This is a genomic window from Enterobacter sp. ENT02 (assembly GCF_019219165.1).
In the GTDB taxonomy this organism is placed as follows: domain Bacteria; phylum Pseudomonadota; class Gammaproteobacteria; order Enterobacterales; family Enterobacteriaceae; genus Enterobacter; species Enterobacter mori.
Genome location: NZ_JAHUWD010000008.1, coordinates 39,591 through 61,069, shown reverse-complemented (window position 1 = coordinate 61,069; position 21,479 = coordinate 39,591). Strand labels below are relative to the sequence as shown.

General features: G+C 55.8%; 18 protein-coding genes and 4 tRNA genes. 6 read left to right on the top strand and 16 right to left on the bottom strand.

The annotated features are described in order from the left end of the window. Entirely contained in the window at window positions 1–204 is a 204-nt protein-coding gene (locus KW829_RS19680; RefSeq protein WP_172701480.1) for a lipoprotein, read from the bottom strand. Between the two features lie 135 nt (window positions 205–339). Here KW829_RS19680 and cyaY point away from each other — a divergent pair, with 135 nt between their 5' ends. Beyond that, a complete protein-coding gene (cyaY, locus tag KW829_RS19675) occupies window positions 340–660 on the top strand; it encodes an iron donor protein CyaY (protein ID WP_172701479.1) in 321 nt (106 codons plus the stop codon). 75 nt (window positions 661–735) lie between these two features. Here cyaY and cyaA read toward each other — a convergent pair whose 3' ends face one another. Beyond that, window positions 736–3,279 carry a class I adenylate cyclase gene (cyaA, locus tag KW829_RS19670; protein WP_172701478.1) on the bottom strand — a complete coding sequence of 848 codons (2,544 nt, stop codon included), beginning with the start codon at window positions 3,277–3,279 and terminating at the stop codon, window positions 736–738. A gap of 350 nt (window positions 3,280–3,629) precedes the next feature. Between cyaA and hemC the strand changes: the two genes are divergently transcribed. The 5 genes from hemC (at window position 3,630) to KW829_RS19645 (ending at window position 9,107) form a co-directional block, all read left to right on the top strand. Next, on the top strand, window positions 3,630–4,571 hold the full coding sequence (gene hemC, locus KW829_RS19665; protein WP_010426323.1) for a hydroxymethylbilane synthase: 942 nt from the start codon (window positions 3,630–3,632) through the stop codon (window positions 4,569–4,571). Continuing rightward, window positions 4,568–5,308 (top strand): uroporphyrinogen-III synthase, encoded by a 741-nt coding sequence (gene hemD, locus KW829_RS19660; RefSeq protein ID WP_218308883.1) that lies wholly within the window; start codon window positions 4,568–4,570, stop codon window positions 5,306–5,308. The genes hemC and hemD overlap by 4 nt, the downstream gene beginning before the upstream one ends. Window positions 5,309–5,328: 20 nt before the next feature. Next, entirely contained in the window at window positions 5,329–6,522 is a 1,194-nt protein-coding gene (gene hemX, locus KW829_RS19655) for a uroporphyrinogen-III C-methyltransferase (RefSeq protein ID WP_218308882.1), read from the top strand. A gap of 2 nt (window positions 6,523–6,524) precedes the next feature. Further along, window positions 6,525–7,724, top strand: coding sequence for a protoheme IX biogenesis protein HemY (gene hemY, locus KW829_RS19650; protein ID WP_089598255.1), 1,200 nt, complete (start codon window positions 6,525–6,527; stop codon window positions 7,722–7,724). 171 nt (window positions 7,725–7,895) lie between these two features. Further along, complete coding sequence (locus tag KW829_RS19645; protein WP_218308880.1) at window positions 7,896–9,107, top strand: MFS transporter; 1,212 nt, start codon at window positions 7,896–7,898, stop codon at window positions 9,105–9,107. 505 nt (window positions 9,108–9,612) lie between these two features. On the opposite strand, the gene KW829_RS19640 is transcribed toward KW829_RS19645, so the two are convergent. From KW829_RS19640 to wzzE, 14 genes are all read right to left on the bottom strand, one after another. Further along, a tRNA-Pro gene (locus KW829_RS19640) sits at window positions 9,613–9,689 on the bottom strand. Window positions 9,690–9,735: 46 nt separating this feature from the next. Beyond that, a tRNA-Leu gene (locus tag KW829_RS19635) sits at window positions 9,736–9,821 on the bottom strand. Between the two features lie 22 nt (window positions 9,822–9,843). Next, window positions 9,844–9,919: transfer RNA gene (locus KW829_RS19630), tRNA-His, on the bottom strand. A 64-nt stretch (window positions 9,920–9,983) separates the two neighbouring features. Beyond that, window positions 9,984–10,060 (bottom strand) — tRNA-Arg (locus tag KW829_RS19625). A 102-nt stretch (window positions 10,061–10,162) separates the two neighbouring features. After that, complete coding sequence (locus KW829_RS19620) at window positions 10,163–11,548, bottom strand: amino acid permease (protein ID WP_010426333.1); 1,386 nt, start codon at window positions 11,546–11,548, stop codon at window positions 10,163–10,165. Window positions 11,549–11,744: 196 nt separating this feature from the next. Continuing rightward, entirely contained in the window at window positions 11,745–12,485 is a 741-nt protein-coding gene (wecG, locus tag KW829_RS19615; protein ID WP_100167451.1) for a lipopolysaccharide N-acetylmannosaminouronosyltransferase, read from the bottom strand. Between the two features lie 12 nt (window positions 12,486–12,497). Next, complete coding sequence (gene wzyE, locus KW829_RS19610) at window positions 12,498–13,850, bottom strand: ECA oligosaccharide polymerase (RefSeq protein ID WP_218308879.1); 1,353 nt, start codon at window positions 13,848–13,850, stop codon at window positions 12,498–12,500. Beyond that, window positions 13,847–14,926 carry a TDP-N-acetylfucosamine:lipid II N-acetylfucosaminyltransferase gene (locus KW829_RS19605; protein WP_218308878.1) on the bottom strand — a complete coding sequence of 360 codons (1,080 nt, stop codon included), beginning with the start codon at window positions 14,924–14,926 and terminating at the stop codon, window positions 13,847–13,849. Before KW829_RS19605 ends, wzyE begins: the two co-directional genes overlap by 4 nt. Further along, window positions 14,923–16,173: a lipid III flippase WzxE gene (gene wzxE, locus KW829_RS19600; RefSeq protein WP_218308877.1), complete on the bottom strand. Its 1,251-nt coding sequence runs from the start codon at window positions 16,171–16,173 to the stop codon at window positions 14,923–14,925. Before wzxE ends, KW829_RS19605 begins: the two co-directional genes overlap by 4 nt. Before the next feature lies 1 nt (window position 16,174). Further along, window positions 16,175–17,305, bottom strand: coding sequence for a dTDP-4-amino-4,6-dideoxygalactose transaminase (gene rffA, locus KW829_RS19595; RefSeq protein ID WP_042717731.1), 1,131 nt, complete (start codon window positions 17,303–17,305; stop codon window positions 16,175–16,177). 4 nt (window positions 17,306–17,309) lie between these two features. Continuing rightward, window positions 17,310–17,987, bottom strand: coding sequence for a dTDP-4-amino-4,6-dideoxy-D-galactose acyltransferase (rffC, locus tag KW829_RS19590; protein ID WP_218308876.1), 678 nt, complete (start codon window positions 17,985–17,987; stop codon window positions 17,310–17,312). Then, on the bottom strand, window positions 17,984–19,246 hold the full coding sequence (wecC, locus tag KW829_RS19585) for a UDP-N-acetyl-D-mannosamine dehydrogenase (protein ID WP_218308875.1): 1,263 nt from the start codon (window positions 19,244–19,246) through the stop codon (window positions 17,984–17,986). Before wecC ends, rffC begins: the two co-directional genes overlap by 4 nt. Beyond that, on the bottom strand, window positions 19,243–20,373 hold the full coding sequence (gene wecB / locus KW829_RS19580; RefSeq protein ID WP_010426343.1) for a non-hydrolyzing UDP-N-acetylglucosamine 2-epimerase: 1,131 nt from the start codon (window positions 20,371–20,373) through the stop codon (window positions 19,243–19,245). Before wecB ends, wecC begins: the two co-directional genes overlap by 4 nt. 56 nt (window positions 20,374–20,429) lie before the next feature. Next, on the bottom strand, window positions 20,430–21,476 hold the full coding sequence (wzzE, locus tag KW829_RS19575) for an ECA polysaccharide chain length modulation protein (RefSeq protein WP_042717725.1): 1,047 nt from the start codon (window positions 21,474–21,476) through the stop codon (window positions 20,430–20,432). Between the last annotated feature and the right edge of the window lie 3 nt (window positions 21,477–21,479).

Genomic DNA, 21,479 nt, shown 5'->3' with positions numbered 1-21,479 from the left:
TCAGAGATTAACCTGAGTCGGGCCACCGTTATCGCCGCGATCGTTAGTATCTGGCGTAGTCGAATCAATGCCGCTTTGCACCGGTTTCGTTGGCGGCGGTGCGTTTTTATCCTCTGGCGGGAAGTACAGCGGTCCTTTCAGTCCACAACCCGTCAGGCTAAACAGCGTGATGAGAACGGCAAGTGTTCGGAAGACGTTTTTCATTATCAAGTTGCTCGTAAGTTCAAATCTGTTTCTATCATCGCAGGAGAAGACACAAAAGCAAGAGTTTGCCGCTTTCCTGCAACGGGAATTATTTAGCGTTATACTGCCGCCATCACGAAAAACAGGAACAAAACCATGAATGACAGTGAATTCCATCGCCTTGCCGACACCCTGTGGATGACCATCGAAGAGCGCCTGGACGACTGGGACGGCGACAGCGATATCGATTGTGAAATCAACGGCGGTATCCTGACCTTAAGCTTTGAAAACGGCAGCAAAATTATTATTAACCGCCAGGAGCCGCTTCACCAGGTGTGGCTGGCGGCCAAACAGGGCGGCTATCACTTCGATCTGAAGGGTGATGAGTGGGTGTGCGACCGTAGCGGCGTACAGTTCTGGGATCTGCTGGAACAGGCAGCGACCGCGCAGGCGGGTGAGAAAGTGAGTTTCAGGTAGTTTTGTTGCCGGGTGGCGGCTACAGCGACTCGGACCGTAGGCCGGGTAAGCGTTAGCGCCACCCGGCGAAAAGGCTCAGGAGAAATACTGCTGCAACAGCGGCGCGGTATCCTGATTCGCCGGCGCGGCAGGCGTTACGGCCTGGGTCCGGAACGGGATCACCTGCGTACGACCATCGACGTTCACAATCTGATAGAACTGCGGCAGGTTGAAGTTAATGAAGCTTGAGCCGTAGGTAAAACGGTCGTGCGAAGAGGAATAGAAGCGGCTGACATCGCGCACCAGCTCCTCTTTACTGCCTTCACAGTGGTGATACACCTCGGCGCGGTTAGTCTCATCAAGGATGTAGATATTGAAACCGGCATCCTCACCTGACTCTTCGAAGAAGAACTGAATAATCCCTTCGCTTGCAAAACCATCCACCACCTGCGGCAGCTTAACGTGGTTGGTTTCAACCTGCACCGACAGGCCATGCAGCTTGTTGTGTGAAATCGCGCCGTAGAACTCGATGGCATTTTCCAGCTTCTGTACTGACACGTTCAGGCGCTCGAAGAACAGCCCCCAGGTCTGGCCGGAGACGCGCAGCGCTTTAAAGCGCCCGGTTTCGTGACGGGTGCTGGAAAGACGCAGTTCGATGCACTCAGAGACCAGCTGCTGCACGCGGGTACGAATCAAACCGCGCAGGTGCTGGCTGTAGCAGAACACTTCGACGCTGTCCGGCGGTGCGGCGTCCTGGTGCATCTTGCCAAGAATGGTTTTCAGCGCTTCGATCATCGCCTGCTCGCCGTTGAAGTGCAGGGTACGTACTTCATTCCACGAGTTGCGGTACAGCAGGTCTACGCTGCCCACCAGGCAGTTTTGCTGCTCGCCAAAGCTGAAGACGTCCAGCTTGCGGAAGTCAAAATGGACCACCTGATTGCGGAAGGCCGCCGTCGGGTCGTACTCCAGATTGACGATAATCGCCAGATGGCGAATCTCGCACGGGCTGTAGAGCGCTTTTGGCGTTGGCGCAGGCAGACGCAGCGGGAAGTGGTGCGAAACGTCAGCGACCATCTCCTGCAGCTTGGCTAAATCAACCACCTCGTTGCCTTTGATAAACAGGCGCGTGCGCGAGGTCAGCAGGCCGTTAAACCAGGCCCAGGCCACCAGCTTGTTCAGATAGCGGTTATACTCCAGCGGCTGATGGCTGATGATCGAATCCATGCTTGGGGCACGGTTGTACAGATACCACCCAGTGCGGTTTGCGCGGCCCGGTGGCACAAAGATAAAGGTCAGGTTCGGCTCTGACAGGTCAGGTGAAATCTGCGGGTTCACCAGGGTGACTTTACCCGGCAGCGCTTCAAACGCGGCGTACAGCTTGCGGGTCAATACCCCGATGTCCTGCGGGCTGGCGGAAACGCTGAGGTTGTTACGGCGCGCGAAGCGGATCAGATTACGGTAGCTTTGCATCATTGCATCGAGCAGTTCGTTGTGCGCTTCACGCACCTGATCGATCTTCCAGTTGGCGCGGTTGTCGAGCATGGACAGACGCGCTTCGTCCCATCCCCACTCTTTGACTAACTGACTGACCACTTCACGACGCCAGCCCACGCAGGCGCGTTCGCGGCTCAGTTTTTCACAGACTTTGAGATAGAAACATCGACGCACCAGATCGAGACGCGTGGTGTCATCAATGGCTTTCAGGTATTCGGTAACGCGTTCCAGCATCATGCAGTAGGCATCAAGCCCGTAGGAGACAATCTCCCCGTCGTGCAGACGCTGTTTGATGTCTTTCGCCAGCAGGCGCGGCGTAGGGTATTCCCAGGAATAGGCTTCCAGCAGCAGCGTTTTCAGCACCGCTTTGTACGGTGAGTCGATGCTCTTATAAAGCTGCCAGAGGCTCGCGCCAAAGTACTCTTCGGCGGACAGAGAGCTGAGGCCCCCCAGATCCAGCCATTCGTTTGGCGTCAGTACGCCCTGAGAATAGAGCGACATGACGTAATCGTCGTAATGCTCTTCTTCATCGCACGGCACCATATTCCACAGAATACGCTTCCCGGCGAGGCGAACGGCGGTACGGTAGAACTCATCCAGCAATAAGATGTGCTGAGTCGAGCCGCAGTCTTCACCACCGAGACTGCCGCTTTCGTTATGGCGGAAACGGTTTTCATCAATCAGGAAGAAGCTCACTTCCACGCCGAGCGACGCCGCCCAGCTCTCCAGCAGGCTGCATTTACGCTGCAGCAGCTGGCGCTCTTCGTTATCGAGCCAGGATTGATGGCAGACCCAGATATCCAGGTCAGAAGAACAGCTTTGCCCTACCGATGAGGTGCTCCCCATTGAGTAAACGCCAGTGATTGGCAGTTCACCTTTCGGAGAAACCTGAGGCGGCATGCCGCGGTAGAGTTCCAGCTCGTTCAGATAGTGCTGTTGGGTTTCATCAGGCGTGAAAAGGCAAATGCCCTGGGGAACGTTACCATCGAGGTAGCCCGGCATCAGCGGATGGTGATAGTGCAATAATGTCGGCAGCAGACTGTATACCTGCTGGAAAGCAGGGCCCATGGCAGCAAGCGCGCGATCCACGCGCAGTTGATTTATGGCATCCAGTCTCTGTTTCAGAGTCTCAATATAGAGGTACAAGACGTATCGCCTGATGTTTCCGGGTGTCGTAAGCTATTCAAAACACGAATAACAGCGAGCCCGCAGTATTTCAAAAAGATAACCGTTACCCTTCTTTCGCCCTTATCATTATGGTGGTACCGACGAAAAAATGGTCTAAAACGTGATCAATTTAACACCTTGCCGGTTGACCGTAAAGAAAGATGCGCTACATACAAGTGTAGCACCGTTCTGTACGTGTAAATTCCTGAATACGGCTACGGCAGACGAATACGCCGCCTTGTCCCTCTCACCCTTCATCAACCGTAAAACTGCCATCCCAGAGTCAACAATGTTAGGATGGTTAGCGATTGATAATGACGGTAACAAGCATGTTAGACAATGTTTTGAGAATTGCCACACGCCAAAGCCCTCTTGCGCTCTGGCAGGCACATTATGTGAAGCAGCGCCTTGAAGCCTGCCATTCCGGATTGCGCGTCGAGCTGGTGCCGATGGTGACGCGCGGTGACGTGATCCTTGATACGCCGCTGGCGAAAGTCGGTGGAAAAGGCTTGTTTGTCAAAGAGCTGGAAATGGCCTTGCTTGAGAACCGTGCTGACATCGCCGTGCACTCCATGAAGGATGTGCCCGTTGAATTCCCGAAAGGGCTGGGGCTCGTGACCATCTGCGAACGTGAAGATCCGCGCGATGCGTTTGTCTCCAACCAGTATGATTCTCTTGACGCGTTGCCGGAAGGCAGCGTGGTTGGCACGTCCAGTTTACGCCGTCAGTGCCAGCTGGCCGAACGCCGCCCGGACCTGGTGATTCGCTCGCTGCGCGGAAATGTGGGTACGCGTCTGGGCAAACTGGATAACGGCGACTACGATGCCATTATCCTCGCCGTTGCCGGCTTGAAGCGCCTGGGACTGGAATCACGCATTCGCGTCGCATTGCCGCCAGAGCTGTCGCTACCGGCCGTGGGCCAGGGTGCGGTGGGCATTGAGTGCCGTCTTGACGATGTGCGCACGCGCGAGCTGCTTGCACCGCTGAACCATGACGAGACCGCCATCCGCGTAAAAGCCGAGCGCGCCATGAACACTCGCCTCGAAGGCGGCTGTCAGGTGCCAATTGGCAGCTATGCTGAATTAACCGACGGTGAGCTGTGGCTGCGTGCGCTGGTTGGCGCGCCGGACGGTTCACAGATGGTACGCGGCGAACGTCGCGGTAAGGCGCAAGATGCCGAGCAGCTTGGCGTGTCGCTGGCCGAAGAGTTACTGGATAACGGTGCCCGCGAAATTCTGGCTGACGTTTATAATGGAGAACCCCCTGCATGAGTATTCTCGTCACCCGCCCTTCTCCCGCAGGAGAGCAATTAGTGAGCCGTCTGCGCGCACTGGGGCAGGTGGCCTGGAGTTTTCCGCTGATTGAATTCTCCCCCGGTCGGGAGCTGTCCATGCTCGTCGACGAGATGAATGCCCTGCAGGAAGGCGACCTGCTCTTCGCGCTGTCGCAACATGCCGTGGAATTTGCCCATGCGCAGTTGCAACAAGCAGGGAGAGAGTGGCCAACTGCTCCCCGCTATTTCGCTATCGGGCGAACAACCGCACTGGCCTTACATACCGTGAGCGGAACAGACGTTCGCTACCCATTAGATCGGGAAATCAGCGAAGTCTTGCTACAATTACCTGAATTACAAACTATTGCCGGAAAACGTGCGCTCATTTTACGCGGTAACGGTGGACGTGAATTGTTGGGTGAAACGCTGCGGGATCGCGGGGCCAACGTCACGTTCTGCGAATGCTATCAGCGTTGTGCGAAACACTACGATGGCGCGGAAGAGGCAATGCGCTGGCATATGCGCGGCATCGATACCCTGGTCGTAACCAGCGGTGAAATGCTGCAGCAGCTATGGTCGCTTATTCCACAATGGTATCGTGAGAACTGGTTACTCCACTGTCGGCTTCTGGTCGTCAGTGAGCGTCTGGCGAACCACGCCCGGGAACTGGGCTGGCAAGATATTCGGATCGCTGATAACGCCGACAACGATGCGCTGCTGCGCGCATTACAATAACTCTCAAATGGGAAGCCATAATGACGGAACACGAAAAATCCTCCGCCGTGGTTGAAGAGACCAGGGAGACTGTGGACACAACCCCACAGCCAGAGACGACAGAGAAAACCGCTGAGAAGAAAAACGGCAGCAACAAAACCAGCCTCGCGCTGAGCGCAATTGCCATCGCCATTGCCCTGGCGGCAGGCGTTGGCCTGTACGGTCTTGTTAAGCAGCAAGGCTCTAACCAGACGGCCACCAGCGATGCGCTGGTCAATCAAATTACCGCCCTGCAAAAAGCGCAGGAGACGCAGAAAACCGAGCTGGAAGGCGTGATAAAACAGCAGGCCGCCGCGCTTGCCGATGCGAACAGCAAACAGGAAGAGCTGACCAAACAGCTGAGTGAAGTGCAGGAGAAAGTCGCCACGATTTCCGGTACCGATGCCAAAACCTGGCTGCTCTCACAGGCCGATTTTCTGGTGAAACTGGCCGGACGTAAGCTCTGGAGCGATCAGGACGTTACCACTGCCGCCGCGCTGCTGAAAAGCGCCGACGCGAGCCTGGCAGACATGAACGACCCAAGCCTGATCGCCGCGCGCCGCGCCATTACCGAAGATATCGCCAGCCTGTCTGCGGTGTCGCAGGTGGATTACGACGGCATTATCCTCAAGGTGAACCAGCTTTCGAACCAGATTGATAACCTGCAGCTGGCGGATAACAACGACGACGACTCCCCGATGGATTCCGACGGTACCGAGCTTTCCAGCTCCCTGAGCGAATGGCGCATAAACCTGCAAAAAAGCTGGCAGAACTTTATGGACAGCTTCATCACCATCCGCCGCCGCGATGAAACCGCCGTACCGCTGTTAGCACCGAACCAGGATATCTATCTGCGCGAAAACATCCGCTCCCGCCTGCTGGTTGCGGCACAGGCCGTACCGCGTCATCAGGAAGAGACCTACAAGCAGGCGCTGGATAACGTCTCGACGTGGGTGCGTGCGTATTACAACACTGATGACGCGACGACCACTGCCTTCCTGGAAGACATTGATAAGCTGAGCCAGCAAAACATCACCATGAACGTGCCGGATAAGCTGGAAAGCCAGCCGATTCTGGAGAAGCTGATGCAGACGCGCGTGCGTAACCTGCTGGCCCAGCCCGGCGTTCCGGCGGAAGGCACGGCTGAAGCACCGGCCGCCGCGCCAGCGCCTGAAAGCGCGCCACAAGGAGAGTAATGATGCTTAAAGTCCTCTTACTCTTTATCCTGCTGATCGCCGGGATCGTCCTGGGGCCGATGCTCGCGGGCCATCAAGGCTATGTGCTGATCCAGACAGATAACTACAACATTGAAACCAGCGTTACCGGCTTAGTGATTATCCTGGTCCTCGGTGTGGTGGCGCTGCTTGCTGTGGAATGGATCCTGCGCCGTATTTTCCGCACCGGGGCGCATACCCGCGGCTGGTTCGTTGGCCGTAAGCGCCGTCGTGCCCGTAAGCAAACAGAACAAGCGCTGCTGAAACTGGCCGAAGGCGATTATCAGCAGGTAGAAAAGCTGATGTCGAAGAATGCCGATCACGCAGAACAGCCGGTGGTGAACTATCTGCTGGCCGCTGAAGCGGCACAGCAGCGCGGCGATGAAGCCCGTGCTAATCAACATCTTGAGCGCGCGTCCGAACTTTCGCCTAAAGATCCGATTCCGGTGGAGATCACTCGCGTTCGCCTGCAGCTGGCGCGGAACGAAAACCATGCGGCGCGCCACGGCGTTGACCGACTGCTGGAAATCACCCCACGCCATCCCGAAGTGCTGCGCCTTGCTGAACAGGCCTACATCCGTACCGGTGCCTGGGGTTCGCTGCTGGACATCATTCCGTCGATGGCAAAAGCAGACGTCGGTGACGATGAACATCGTGACGAACTGCAGCGGATGGCGTGGATTGGGCTGATGGATCAGGCGCGTGCCGACCTGGGCAGCGACGGTCTGAAAACCTGGTGGAAGAATCAGAGCCGTAAAACGCGTCAGCAGGTTCCACTGCAGGTGGCGATGGCGGAACATCTGATTGAATGTGACGATCATGACACTGCGCAGGAGATCCTCCTCGACGGTCTGAAGCGCCAGTACGACGACCGCCTGGTAATGGTGATCCCGCGCCTGAAAACCAATAATCCTGAGCAGATCGAAAAAGTGCTGCGCCAGCAGATCAAAACCGTGGGCGACCGCCCGCTGCTGTGGAGCACGCTCGGTCAGTCGCTGATGAAGCACGGCGAATGGCAGGAGGCGAGTCTCGCCTTCCGCGCGGCGCTGAAACAGCGTCCGGACGCGTTTGACTACGCCTGGCTTGCGGATTCACTGGATAAGCAGCATAAGCCGGAAGAGGCCGCCGCCATGCGGCGTGACGGATTGCTGTTGACGTTGCAAAATAACGGTAACCAGCCGTAATTGAAATGGAGGCCTTTAGGCCTCCTTTTTTTATCTTCACTCTCCTGCTACATTCATTGCATCTTCCGCAGGAAACGAACCCGCCAATGTAACGATCGCTTTTCATTAACCCCTTTTTCGCACACGCGCATTTTGCAGCGTGGAGTAAAACGTTTTTGAAAGGAAATCGTCATGAATTCGCTTTTGTATGCGCTTATTGAAGCGCTGCGCTGCCACCGCTGGCTGCGCCTGCTTGCCTGCGCGTTTATCTTCTCTTCACTGGGGAATGGTTTGACCCAGGTTGTTGTTTTCGGCTTACTGCTGCAGTGGGCAGCACCACCGGTGCTGCTGACGCTCGCTTTTCTTTTTGCCACGGTGCCGGGATTCCTCGGCAGTATGATCGGCGAAAAATTGTGCTCTCGATTTTCCCCGTTGTCTTTGCTGATTCTGACTGAGGTACTGGGATTGCTCGCCCTGATCTTTCCCTTTCTCGGCGTGCATTATCACAGCATACCCGCCCTGCTTGCCATGCAATCCGCTGAAGCATTATTGAGTGGGATCGGCTGGCCTGCGCTAACGCTGCTGTTCAAACGCGGCCTCAGTGATGCCGAGCTGCCTGCCGCAACCGTTCTGGAGAATCTTATATTTGCTTCTCAAGTCCTTTTGGGTACCGGACTTGGCGTCGTGCTTTTTCAGAAAATGCCGGTCGTCGATTTGCTGGCAATCGATGCCGCCAGTTTTCTGGGATCGCTCTTGATGCTCCTGCTGGCGAGGCGAGTGTTTGCGGCACGGATAAAACCCTCTTCCACCGACGCTCACGCACTCGTCGCGCTACGTTGGCAGAGGCTAACCCAGCGGCAAAAACGCTGTTTGCTCCTGCTGCCAGCGCTGGCTGCCGTAGGCTCACCCGCTATGGCGTTACTGCCCGCCCTGGCGCAGGAGATACAGCCTGAGAATGCGGCAGGTCTCGCGCTGCCCCTGCTTTTCGCCAGGAGCATGGGGCAGCTTTGCGGTCCAATGTTGCTCAAGAGAGACAGTCTGACGCGCGTCGCAACCCAACCTCTCCTGCTGATGGGCTACCTTGCTCTCTTTCTGGCTGCTTATGGGGTGCTTCCGCTGTTATCCGGCTGGGTTGTGCCCGCGCTGGGAATGATCTTCATTGCACATCTGGCGTCGAATATTGTGTTTGCGGCAGGTACGTTTGGGGTGCTTAGTAACTTTCAGATGGCCCAGATTTCGTCAGCAAGCAGTAAAGCCTGGCGCTGGCAAACGCTTAGCGCTTCCCTCTTTACTGGCCTCGCAGCGATGGTAGCGACAGCATTTGGGGCAGTTGAGGCGCTGTATATGGTCTCTGGCACCGCGCTGCTTTTCGTTACGCTGGTACTGAGGCGTTTCAGTGATTAAGGCATAAAAAAACGCCTGCTATAAAAGCAGGCGTTAAAACAGGTCTGTAAGACAACATATTTGGTGCTTCACTCAACGTTGTGTCCATGGTGTTTGATGAGGCCGAAGCGACATCTGTCAGTGGACGATAAGCACCGTAAACGGCTCTGCGTCATTCCTGAGTTTATGAGGCACTAAGGCGAGCATAAGAGATGGAATGAGCATCTACACGCATATTATTGCACGTTACATGCCAAGTTTACACGCAGAACTTTTACATTGCGCAACATTCTAAGATAAAACGAAATTCTGCTGTTAAGAACCGCCTGAAGCCCGATAATGTACCGATAAGAGATTCAACCTGTCGTCGGCAAGAGACAATAAAGCCACCGAAATATTAAATTGTTTATTTTCAAGGCATTGCGTGTCGCCAAATCGCGACAATGGAGAAGTGTGTTGTTGGGGAATAACGACAGGGATGAAAACCGCAGAAAACAAAAAACCCCGCCGAAGCGGGGTTCAAAATTGGTCGGCGAGAGAGGATTCGAACCTCCGACCCACTGGTCCCAAACCAGTTGCGCTACCAAGCTGCGCTACTCGCCGATGTACTGCTTTTTTGAATTTTTAGTTCAATTCATTTAAAAAGTCGTGGTGCGAGGGGGGGGACTCGAACCCCCACATCCAAAGGACACTAACACCTGAAGCTAGCGCGTCTACCAATTCCGCCACCTTCGCAATTCACAACTCTTTCAAATAATGGGGTGGCTAATGGGATTCGAACCCACGACAACTGGAATCACAATCCAGGGCTCTACCAACTGAGCTATAGCCACCACTGTATTCTTTCACGCGGTACTGACTACTTCTCAGACCACCGCAGCTCTAGCACCGGGTTAATGGTGCGCCCGACAGGATTCGAACCTGAGACCTCTGCCTCCGGAGGGCAGCGCTCTATCCAGCTGAGCTACGGGCGCTTAGCGCCGTTGCGGGGCTGGATATTACGTACCTCCGTCCCCGCTGTCTAGTGCTTTTTTGAAAAAAATGCGCGTTTGGTTATGGTTTGCACATTTTGCCGCTTATTCCTCCACTTTATGCGTGGTGGCGCGGCGACCCAGGCCAAAAAGCTTATATGCCGCTGTGACGGCAGCCAGGAAGATCATCCCGACAAACAGCGACATGCGGGTATCTTCATTAAAGTACATCCCAATTAATACGCAAATCAGGAACGCCATCGTCAAATAGTTCGCGTACGGGAACAAAATGGAGCGGAACGGATGGCTGGCGATCGCTTTTTTATGCGCATGACGGAAACGCAGCTGGCTAATCAGGATCACAAACCACGGAACCATGCCCGGCAGCACGCTGGCGCTATAAACGTAAACGAACACGCGCTGCGGATTCGGGATGATGTAATTCAGACATGAACCAATCAGCAGGATCACTATCGATACTGCCACGCCCATAACCGGCACGCCCGCACGGGACACTTTCCCCATCGCCGCAGGCAGTTGGTTGTTTTTAGAAAGCGCGTAGAGCATGCGGCCACAGCTGTACATCCCGCTGTTGCAGCCAGAGAGCGCAGCCGTCAGCACCACGAAGTTAATAATCCCTGCCGCCGCCGTAATACCAATCTTCGCGAAGGTTAAGACAAACGGGCTGCCGGTGGTGCCGATTTCGTTCCACGGGAAGATAGTCACGATAACGAAAATTGCGCCCACATAGAAAATCAGGATACGCCACAGCACTTTGCCCACCGCGCTACGCAGCGTGACCTGCGGGTTTTTCGCTTCACCGGCAGTAATACCGATCAGCTCAACGCCCTGATAAGAGGCGACAACGATACAGAGCGCCGTCAGGAAGCCCTTCCAGCCACCCGCGAAGAAGCCACCGTTCTCGGTCAGGTTGCCGAAGCCAATCGCGTGCCCGCCGTTGCCGAAGCCAAAGAAAATAACCCCGAGACCCACGACAATCATCACGATAATGGTGGTGACTTTGATCATCGCAAACCAGAACTCGATCTCACCGTAGAGGCGCACGGCAGCCAGGTTAGCCAGCGCCACCAGCCCCACAGCAATGAGCGCAGGTATCCACTGGACCATGTCCGGGAACCAGAACTGCACGTAGACCCCTATCGCCGTGATTTCCGAGATGCCCACGGCCATCCACATAAACCAGTACGACCAGGCCGTAAGGTAGCCAAAGAACGGGCTCATATAGCGGTGCGCGTAAACGGCGAAGGAGCCAGTGACCGGCTCCAGGAAGAGCATTTCGCCCATTGAACGCATGATGAAGAAAACGAACAGCCCGGCGATGATGTACGCCAGTAATACGGAAGGACCCGCCCATTTGAGCGTACTTGCGGAGCCCATGAACAGGCCAACGCCGATAGTGCCGCCCAGCGCTATCAATTCAATGTGTCGAGCTTCCAGCCCACGCTGTAGCTCCGGTTTTTTCTCTGCCATAAATCCTCGGTTGTGTCTGCTGTTTACCGGCTTAAGCCGGTTATTGTTTTTTAGGGGAACTAAAATACGGTGCGAATGGTTTCTTAAATTCTGCTAAATGGCAAACGATGCATTAAAAAAATGAATGCATTGCACAGATTAGCAGCAGTATTGCAGGGGAGTTGCAGCGCGAACAGCATATCGCGCTACATTTTGATCACATTTTACCGGTGTAGTGCCAGGCGAGATAGCGCAGCAGACGGATCTGCCGTTTGATACGCGTCGGTTGTGATAACAGACGATACAGCCACTCCAGGCCGAGGTTTTGCCAGACTTTCGGTGCGCGCTTAACGTGGCCGGTAAAGACGTCGTAGGTGCCACCAACGCCCATGTACAGCGCATCCGGGCAGACCAGACGGCAATCGCGCATCAGGATCTCCTGACGCGGCGAGCCCATCGCCACGGTAACAATTTTCGCCCCGCTGTCGCGCACGCGTTCAAACAGCGCCTGCCGATCCTCAGGTTTAAAATAGCCGTCCTGGCTACCCACAATGTTAACATTCCACTGGCTACGCAGCTTCTGCTCCGTCTGGGCCAGCACCTCCGGCTTACCGCCGATCAGGAAGACCGGCGTGCCTTCCGCTCCCGCGCGCGCCATGAGCTGCTCCCAGAGGTCAGCCCCCGCCACGCGTGAAACATTAGCGCCAGGATACTTTTTGCGGATAGAGCGCACGACGCTGATGCCGTCTGCGTACTTGAATTCGGCGGCGGTAATCAGGTCTTTCACTTCCGCGTTATCTTCAACCGCGAGCATTTTTTCCGCATTGATGGCCACCAGCGTGCCCGATTTCATCTGCCCGTCCGAGAACAGAAAATCCAGCGCGTGTTGCATATCACGCCAGCCTATAAGCTGTAGACCGCGCAGCGCATAGCGCGGCGCAGAGGTTGTGTCAGTCATTACAATCCCTACTCAGACTTGCGACAGCGTTGTGCTGCCCTGATGCTCGCGTCGGTGGACAAGCCCTGCGCTGTCAAACAGCCAGTACAACAGTTTTGCCAGCACCAGACACACACCGAAAACGACCATGAAGAACACCACGCGCGAGACGAACGAATCCAGCCCCTCGCGTGCCAGAACAATCATATTGAAAATGGCACCAAAGCAGAAACTGTGCAAAATAGCCGCCTTGTAGCGGTTGGTCTCTTCGTTACCGAGCGTGTAAAGCCAGTCGAACCATTTAATGATCAGCCCAACCGCAATCGCGCCAGGCAGGATAAACCACGCGCCGCCCATCACGACCAGCGAGCCAATCAGCGTTGGCGAAATCGCCAGGCCAGAATGGTTGTTCAGCACTTCCCAGGTAAAGTAGTTCGCCGTATTGAGCACCACGCCCGGACGGTCCGGCCAAAGCCAGGTCGGAATAAAGACGTAGAAGTCGCGGGCAATCGGCGCTAATCCCTGGAAGTCGATCTTGTCGTAGTTTTGCAGCAGCAATGCCAGGTTTTCCCACGGCGAGAAGGTGTCACGCGTGAGGTAGAGGAAGGTGTAAAACGCTTCGTCACCGGCAACGTTTAACCCATAGCGCTTCAGCGCCAGCCAGAACATTCCCACAATGCCAAATACGCCTGCCGCTGCCAGCATCCACAGGGAGATCCACCCGCGAATGATGCCGATAAACAGGAAGATGGCGAAGGCGATAATAATGTTAGCGCGCGTCCCACCCACAATCATGTAGGTCAGGATGCCGAAGGCGACGGTACTCACGAGGAAAAACAGCCACGCCTTGCTGTCCTGGCGCAGGAAAAAGACCACCAGCATCGCCGGAATGAAAAAGTAGAAGAAACGCTTGAGCGCCACACCTGACACTTCAGCAGAGAAAATCTGGCTGTAGGACTGGAGCTTAAACAGCAGGAAGCCGTTATGCATGAAGAAAATGCCGACGCTGACCAGCGCGATGGTCATCAGCATCACCCACGTAAGGTGCGTCTCCACCCGGTTCATGGTGAAAATTGGTCGCCGTGGCGCGGACGCTGTCGCTGAGCGCAGGCGCGTTTTATAGGTGATGTAGTAGACGGCGTAGAAGCAGGTTGCGGAGAGCAGCGCCTGCAGCAAAATTTCCGGCGGGGCAACGGCCACATCAAAACGGAAAACCAGAATACTGGTCAGCGGGAAGCCGAAATAAAAGGTCAGCAAAAACAGCAGCGAGAAGAAGACGTTGAAGTTAAAGCGCACGCGACGAAACTCAAACCAGGTGAGCGTGGCGATAAACAGCGTGCTCAGCAGCCAAACCACCAACAAGCCGCTAAATTGCAACTGGCTCATGCGTTGTCTCCTGAAGCGATACGCAGCGCGCGGTGCCACGGCGTGAGGTAGTTCGGGCTAAAGAAGTCGATGCTATTTTTATCCACCAGCGCCAGCTGACGCTGCGCTTCCCGCACGATATCGATGTTCAGCGTGTCCGAGGTAAACAATACCGGAATATGCTGCTCGGTCATATCCTGCCAGAACGGGTTTTCGCGGTTCAGCACGCATGGAACGCCTGCCTGGATAAGCAGACATAAGGTACCAATCCCCTGCTGACGGGCAAAGATAAAATAACCCAGGTCGCACTGTCTCAGGAGCGCGAGATAGTCATCAAATTCCAGCTTATCCTGCAGAATATTCACATGCTCAGCGCTGAATAACGCCAGCGCCTGCTGACGGACCTCAGCGATGTAGGCGTCGTTATTCGCCGGGTAGCCCATTGGCACTACCACGTTCACCGTATCGCCAAACTGCTGATGCACCGCCCGGAGCGCCGCAACATGTTCGTTACTGCGATCCCCGGAGTTCCCCACCAGAATCGTCAGTTTGCCCTCGCGCAGCGTATCGTTCGCCATATTGTTCAGCGCCGGGTTCATGCGGGTCGGGAAATAGAGCAGCTCACCGCGCACGTTCGGATGCCGTTCAGCAAAGTAGTTAAGATCGCCACGGGTCGCGAACACGCAGCCCACGCGCCCCTGAGCCATACGGCGCAGAGGATAGAAAAGGCGGAACTTCCAGCCACGCGACACTTCATAGAGATCGGCGCCCCAGATATGCCAGCTACACTGGGAAGGCTTTATCCCGCCGCTCAGCAGAGCCATCCACAGGCCCGTATTGAACTGCCCATGGAAGAAGAAGCGTTGTTCACGATCGGCTTTTGCCTTCGCGATGACCGCTTTCGCCAGCGCGGCTTTATCTGGCCAGAAGGTGATGTTAAGCGCCGGACACGCCGCGCCCAGGCCATTGTCCTGACCTGCAACCATAAACTCGCGCGCATCAGGATTGCCCGACGCCAGCTCATCGTTGAAGAACCGCAGTACGGTCTGGTTATGATGTGGGATGTCCGACCCCAGGATGTGAATCAGTGCAGTCATGCGCGTTTACGCCAAAGTAAAAATACGCCGCAACAGGCAGCGAAATAAACGATATAAGTTGCCATATAGGCCTGAGCAGCCCCCAGCGCACCGTGCGAAGGGATCAGCCAGTGAGAGAACGCCGTCAGCAGCGCAAACTGACTAATCTCCGCCAGGATATACAACCGCAGCGAGGCTTTCGCAATCACCAGATAACCGAAAACGTAAGCGCCGACTTTCAACACATCGCCTACCAGCTGCCAGGCGAACAGATCGCGCATGGCGATAAACTTTGCCGAGAAGAGCAGCCAGATGGCGACATCACGTAATAGCCAGACGGTAAAGCTGGCGGCCGCCACGGCGGGGAGCACAAAACGCAATGAACGGAAAATCTCGCGGGTAATATCCTTTTTTACGGTCAGCCGCGATAAGGTTGGCAGCAAATAGACGCTAAAGGAAGCCGTTATAAATTGGAGGTAGGCATCGGAAATGCTGCTCACGCCCTGCCAAATCCCGACTTCATCCCAACTGTAATGCGCAGCCAGCAGGTTTCGCATCATGACGTAGGCCACCGGAAGCGTCACCGAAGTGATGAGCGCCATCAGGGTAAATTTGCCTAACTGCCCCGCCAGCATCTTGTCCCACTGCGGTTTCAGGTAACGTAGCGGGATGACCCCTCTGCGCATCAGCATAAACGCCGCCGGAACGACAACCAGAGCAGGCACGAGCGCCAGCCCCAGCAGTGCGCCCTCATAGCCACCCAGACGATAGCAGAAATAATAGGCAATCACACCGATGACGCTTCCCAGGATCAGCGCCAGCGCATTGCCCGCCGCATCACGGAAGCCCTTCATCAATGCCAGCAGCAGGTTGGCCCAGGCAATCCCCATCTGAACCAGCGCGACCAGGCGAACCAGCCCCTGAAACTGCGTGTGTCCAAACAGCCCCTGGCTAATCGGTGCCGCCGCCAGTAAAAACACAACGGCCAGCAGCGTGGAAAATCCCAGGACCATGGCCGAGGACGTTCCCACAACCGTGCGCAGTTTTTCGGCATCATCATGATGCTGAGCCACGTATTTGGTGACGCCGTTAAATATTCCCGCCCCGGCCAACACGCCGAGTACCGTGACCAGCTGGCGGAAATTGCCCGCCAGCCCGACGCCCGACGGGCCGAATGAGACAGCCAGCAACTTGACGACCAGCAATCCGGCACCAATTTTTACAAGCGTGGACGCAGCCGTCCACACCGATGCTTTTGCCAGAGACATATCAGCCGAAATAACTCAGAAGGGTATTGATCACCGTGCGTTGATTAACGGGTGCGAGGTTGTAGAACAGAGGCAGGCGGAGCAAACGCTCGCTCTCTTTGGTGGTGTAACGGTCTTCGCCCGCGAATACGCCAAACGCTTCTCCAGCCGGGCTGGAGTGCAGCGGAATGTAGTGGAATACCGCCAGAATTTCAGCCTCTTTCAGCCAGGCAATCAGGCTGCTGCGATCGTCGTTATCGCGCAGCTTGATGTAAAACATATGGGCGTTGTGGACGCAGTCTGCCGGGATCGTCGGCAGTTCAATACGCCCGGCTTTCGCCAGCGGCTCCAGCGCGTCGTAGTAGGTTTGCCACAGGGACAGGCGCTGCAGATTAATACGCTCCGCCGCCTCCAGCTGCGCCCAAAGATATGCGGCCTGCAGATCGGCCATCAGGTAACTTGAGCCGATATCGCGCCAGGTGTACTTGTCGACCTGACCACGGAAGAACTGGCTGCGGTTGGTGCCTTTTTCGCGGATCACCTCGGCACGCTCCACCAGCGCGCGGTCGTTAATCAGCGTCGCCCCACCCTCACCGCCTGCGGTGTAGTTTTTGGTTTCGTGGAAGCTAAAGCAGCCGATGTGGCCGATCGTGCCCAGCGCGCGCCCTTTGTAGGTGGACATCACGCCCTGCGCGGCGTCTTCCACCACGAACAGGTTGTGCTTTTTGGCGATCGCCATAATCGTGTCCATTTCGCACGCCACGCCCGCATAATGAACCGGCACAATCGCGCGCGTTTTGTCGGTGATCGCCGCTTCAATCAGCGTTTCGTCGATGTTCATGGTATCCGGACGGATATCCACAAAGACAATTTTCGCCCCGCGCAGGACAAACGCGTTCGCCGTAGAGACAAAGGTATAACTCGGCATGATCACTTCATCGCCGGGCTGGATGTCCAGCAGCAGTGCGGCCATCTCCAGGGAGGCCGTACAGGATGGCGTCAGCAGCACTTTGGCGCTGTGAAAACGCTGCTCCATCCACTGCTGGCAGCGACGGGTAAAACCGCCGTCGCCGCAAAGTTTGCCGCTGCCCATGGCAGACTGCATATAGTCGAGTTCCGTTCCCACGACGGGTGGTGCGTTAAATGGAATCATCATGTCACCTGTATAACCAGTAAGCGGTGGCGTCGACGTTGGCCCCACTCGCAATATAACGTTTAAGCGCGGCGGTGTTGCCCATCTGGGTCGCCACCCGCAGCGTCGATAACTGTTCCTGCTCAGCCCAGTGCAGCGCGGCATGCATGAGTTTCTTACCCATGCCGCGTCCGGCGAGTAAGCCGATACGCGCGTCCTGCGCATTTACCTTACGCAGGGAAACAAAGCCCTGAATCTGTCCATCCACCGCGCGGAAAACCAGACACACGTGGTCGAACGTGCCTTTTACCGCATTTTCAATCCACTGAGCATAAAAACGGCTGCTGTCTTCAGGCTTATACCAGGGAGCACGAAAGCGGCTTTGGGCAAAGGCCTGCGCCGCCATCTGGCGCAGCGCGGGAATGTCCTGCTCTGCTGCAATTTCTGCGCCTGCCGACGGGTGGCGGGAAACCGTTATGGAGAGATCAACCTCGCCTTCGACCAGTTGAAAACCATGTTGCTGCAGCGCATCCAGCAGATCGGCACGGCCCGCCGGGATCTTCGCCTGCACGCGCGGCCAGGCCGCGAAGTCGGACGCCTGCAAAGCAGGCGCATCGTCACGCAGACGAACAATCGCCGAAGGCCGGGCAAAAAAAGTGCTTTCCCACTCAAGGGATTCCAGCACGCCGTTGAGTTGACTCAACGCCACACGCCTTTGGTATCAACCACGTACTTCTGAGATATGGTCTTACCGGGGATCGCTTTGAACGCTTTGTGATCCACCAGCAGCACCAGCACATCCGCCGTCGCCAACGCATCGTTTAGCGCGGTCAGCGTACAATGGCCCGCCAGCTTCGCTGGCAGCTCATGGATATTCGGCTCAACCACAAGCGTCTCACCGCTGTGCCATCCTGCGATCATCTCAGCAATTTCCATCGCCGGGCTTTCGCGCAGATCGTCAATGTTCGGTTTAAAGGCCAGGCCAAAGCAGGCAATTTTCAGCTCGCTGGCGCGCTTGCCGCTTTCAGCCAGACAATCCGCCACCGTCGCTTTTACCTGATTGAGTACCCAGTGAGGTTTGCTGTCGTTGACTTCACGCGCGGTGCGGATCAGGCGCGCCTGATCGGGGTTTTGCGCCACGATAAACCAGGGATCGACGGCGATGCAGTGACCGCCCACGCCCGGACCCGGCTGGAGAATGTTGACGCGTGGATGGCGATTCGCAAGGCTAATCAGCTCCCAGACGTTAATCCCCTGATCGGCACAAATCAGTGACAGTTCATTCGCAAAAGCGATGTTAACGTCGCGGAAGCTGTTTTCGGTCAGTTTGCACATCTCGGCGGTGCGGGAGTTGGTCACCACGCATTCGCCTTCAAGGAAAATCTTATACAACTCGCTGGCGCGCGCGGAACATACCGGCGTCATGCCGCCAATCACGCGGTCGTTTTTAATCAGCTCGACCATGACCTGACCCGGCAGCACACGCTCCGGACAGTAGGCAATATTAATATCGGCCTGCTCACCCGCCTGCTGTGGGAAGGTTAAATCTGGACGGGATTCTGCCAGCCACTGGGCCATCTGCTCGGTAGCGCCCACCGGAGACGTGGACTCGAGGATCACCAGCGCCCCTTTTTTCAACACAGGCGCGATAGATTTTGCTGCCGCCTCAACGTAAACCATATCGGGCTCATGATCGCCTTTAAATGGCGTCGGAACCGCAATCAGAAAGGCATCGGCGTCGACCGGCGTGGTGCTGGCGCGCAGGAATCCTCCGTCGACTGCCTTTTTCACCACGAGGTCGAGATCGGGCTCCACAATATGAATTTCGCCACGGTTAATGGTGTCCACCGCGCGCGCATTGATGTCGACGCCTACAACCTGCTTTTGACGAGAGGCAAAGGCCGCCGCAGTAGGCAGTCCAATGTAGCCAAGACCCACGACAGAGATGGTAGTAAAACTCATAGCGTTACCCGATTGTGTTTAAGTGCATGCAAAATACGACCACAAGACTGCCCATCACCATACGGGTTATGGGCGCGGCTCATCGCCTGATACTCTTCTTCATCGTGCAGCAGGCGCGTCACCTCGTCGACGATGCGGCGCATATCCGTGCCCACCAGACGTACCGTGCCCGCTTTTACCGCTTCCGGGCGCTCGGTGGTTTCACGCATGACCAGCACCGGTTTGCCGAGAGACGGCGCTTCTTCCTGAATCCCGCCGGAATCGGTGAGGATCAGCCAGGCGTGATTCATCAGCCAGACGAATGGCATGTAGTCCTGCGGTTCGATCAGAAGGACATTATCCACATGACCCAGAATACGGTTCACCGGCTCGCTGACGTTAGGATTGAGGTGTACCGGATAGACAATCTGCACATCTTCATTCTGCGCGGCAATCTCCGCCAGTGCGTGGCAGATTTGCTCAAAGCCGCGACCAAAACTTTCGCGACGGTGGCCCGTCACCAGGATCGTTTTCTTGCCGTTATGCAGGAAAGGATAGCGCGCAGCGAGTTCTGCCTGCAGATCGGTGTTCGCCAGCACGCGGTCACGTACCCAGATCAGCGCATCGATAACCGTATTCCCGGTGACAAAGATCTTATTGTCGGCAATATTTTCCCGCAGCAGGTTCTGACGCGAGTTTTCAGTTGGCGCAAAGTGGTACATCGCCAGATGTCCGGTAAGCGTGCGGTTGGCCTCTTCCGGCCAGGGCGAGTAAAGGTTGCCCGTACGCAGGCCCGCTTCAACATGACCAACGGGAATACGCTGATAGAATGCGGCCAGACTGGTCGCCACGGTGGTCGTGGTGTCACCATGAACCAGCACCACATCAGGTTTGAAGGATTCCAGAATAGGCTTCAATTCTTGCAGAATACGGCAGGTGATCTCCGTCAACCCCTGCCCCGGTTTCATAATATTGAGATCGTAATCCGGGACGATAGAAAAGAGAGTTAAGACCTGATCGAGCATCTCCCGGTGCTGGGCAGTCACGCATACTTTTGCTTCAATATCAGGATCTCTGGCCAGCGCATGAACCAGAGGCGCCATCTTGATGGCCTCCGGCCGGGTGCCAAATACGGTTAGTACTTTCACATCGATTCTCTTCGATTAGGCGATGAAGGCCGTAGCCTTCATCGTAGACGGCGTTCTTAATTTGTGCGACGACGCATTAATGCTACGCCAGCGCCAGTCAATGCGCCCACAATCCCCCACATGATCATCAGGAATGCGCGTCGCGGACTATCGCGTTTTACAGGTTCTTCAGGCGTTCTCAAATAACGATACGTCTGAAAACGGGGGTCCATCGTTGGACCGACGTTCAGGGTGTTCAGCATGGCGCGGTTTTGGTCGTAATCGAGGTCAAAATCAGGGCCAACGGCCTGGAGATTTTCCAGACGTGCCTGGAGCATTGGACGACCAAGGAGGAACATTTCGGAATCAGGCAGTTCATCAGCCGGAACATCCGTTTCGCTGCGAGAGATATTGTGCTGCTCCGCAATTTTAAGTGCCTGCTCAATATTGTGGACACGGCGGGCAAAAATGGCTTTCGCCACCTCTTCCTGACGTTTCACCTGCGCCTTCATCTGAATCGTTCGCGCAGCCCAGGCACCTTTAAGCTCATCATTGAGATGGCTGGCGGCACGCTGGCTGGCAAAGGCTACATACTGACGTAGCAGGTTGTTCGCATCCGGCGCCGTTTCGGCAATCAGCTTCACGCTGTCGCTGACATTGCGCAGCGCATCGCCCGGCATAAACTGGATATTGTTGATGAGATCATCCAGCAGCGCGGCATCGACTTTTGTGTTATCAACCCGACGCTGCTTGAAGTAATCGGTCTGCGACCAGAAATCGCGACGCGTATCCCACGAGGCGAGCTGCATCACGAACTCTTTGTAGGCCTCATCCATTACGGAAACCTGATCCGGCGTGGCGAGATTCGCTTTAATATCCAGGTTACGCAGGAACTGCTGCTGGGAATAGAAGCCGCCGAGCATGTTAACCGTTGGTCTGTCGGTAATCGCCGTCGCGCTCCACTCTTGTTTTGCAAAGAATGTGTAGGCCAGCGCTAACAGAGCGAACCCCAACGCGATCCCCGCTATCCAGAATTTGCCCCGCCATAACACGCGAAACAAACCACGAATATCCAGCTCATTCTCAGTTACCACTGATTTCGCTCCCGCCAACGGTTGAGTCATCAT

What these genes read in the sequence shown, in the direction of transcription:
- cyaY (WP_172701479.1), top strand. Translation starts at nt 340, where the DNA reads ATGAATGACAGTGAATTCCATCGCCTTGCCGACACCCTGTGGATGACC.
- hemY (WP_089598255.1), top strand. Translation starts at nt 6,525, where the DNA reads ATGCTTAAAGTCCTCTTACTCTTTATCCTGCTGATCGCCGGGATCGTC.
- hemX (WP_218308882.1), top strand. Translation starts at nt 5,329, where the DNA reads ATGACGGAACACGAAAAATCCTCCGCCGTGGTTGAAGAGACCAGGGAG.
- wecC (WP_218308875.1), bottom strand. Translation starts at nt 19,246, where the DNA reads ATGAGTTTTACTACCATCTCTGTCGTGGGTCTTGGCTACATTGGACTG.
- wzxE (WP_218308877.1), bottom strand. Translation starts at nt 16,173, where the DNA reads ATGTCTCTGGCAAAAGCATCGGTGTGGACGGCTGCGTCCACGCTTGTA.
- wecG (WP_100167451.1), bottom strand. Translation starts at nt 12,485, where the DNA reads ATGACTGACACAACCTCTGCGCCGCGCTATGCGCTGCGCGGTCTACAG.
- KW829_RS19680 (WP_172701480.1), bottom strand. Translation starts at nt 204, where the DNA reads ATGAAAAACGTCTTCCGAACACTTGCCGTTCTCATCACGCTGTTTAGC.
- hemC (WP_010426323.1), top strand. Translation starts at nt 3,630, where the DNA reads ATGTTAGACAATGTTTTGAGAATTGCCACACGCCAAAGCCCTCTTGCG.
- KW829_RS19620 (WP_010426333.1), bottom strand. Translation starts at nt 11,548, where the DNA reads ATGGCAGAGAAAAAACCGGAGCTACAGCGTGGGCTGGAAGCTCGACAC.
- rffA (WP_042717731.1), bottom strand. Translation starts at nt 17,305, where the DNA reads ATGATTCCATTTAACGCACCACCCGTCGTGGGAACGGAACTCGACTAT.
- KW829_RS19645 (WP_218308880.1), top strand. Translation starts at nt 7,896, where the DNA reads ATGAATTCGCTTTTGTATGCGCTTATTGAAGCGCTGCGCTGCCACCGC.
- KW829_RS19605 (WP_218308878.1), bottom strand. Translation starts at nt 14,926, where the DNA reads ATGACTGCACTGATTCACATCCTGGGGTCGGACATCCCACATCATAAC.
- wzyE (WP_218308879.1), bottom strand. Translation starts at nt 13,850, where the DNA reads ATGAGCCAGTTGCAATTTAGCGGCTTGTTGGTGGTTTGGCTGCTGAGC.
- wzzE (WP_042717725.1), bottom strand. Translation starts at nt 21,476, where the DNA reads ATGACTCAACCGTTGGCGGGAGCGAAATCAGTGGTAACTGAGAATGAG.
- hemD (WP_218308883.1), top strand. Translation starts at nt 4,568, where the DNA reads ATGAGTATTCTCGTCACCCGCCCTTCTCCCGCAGGAGAGCAATTAGTG.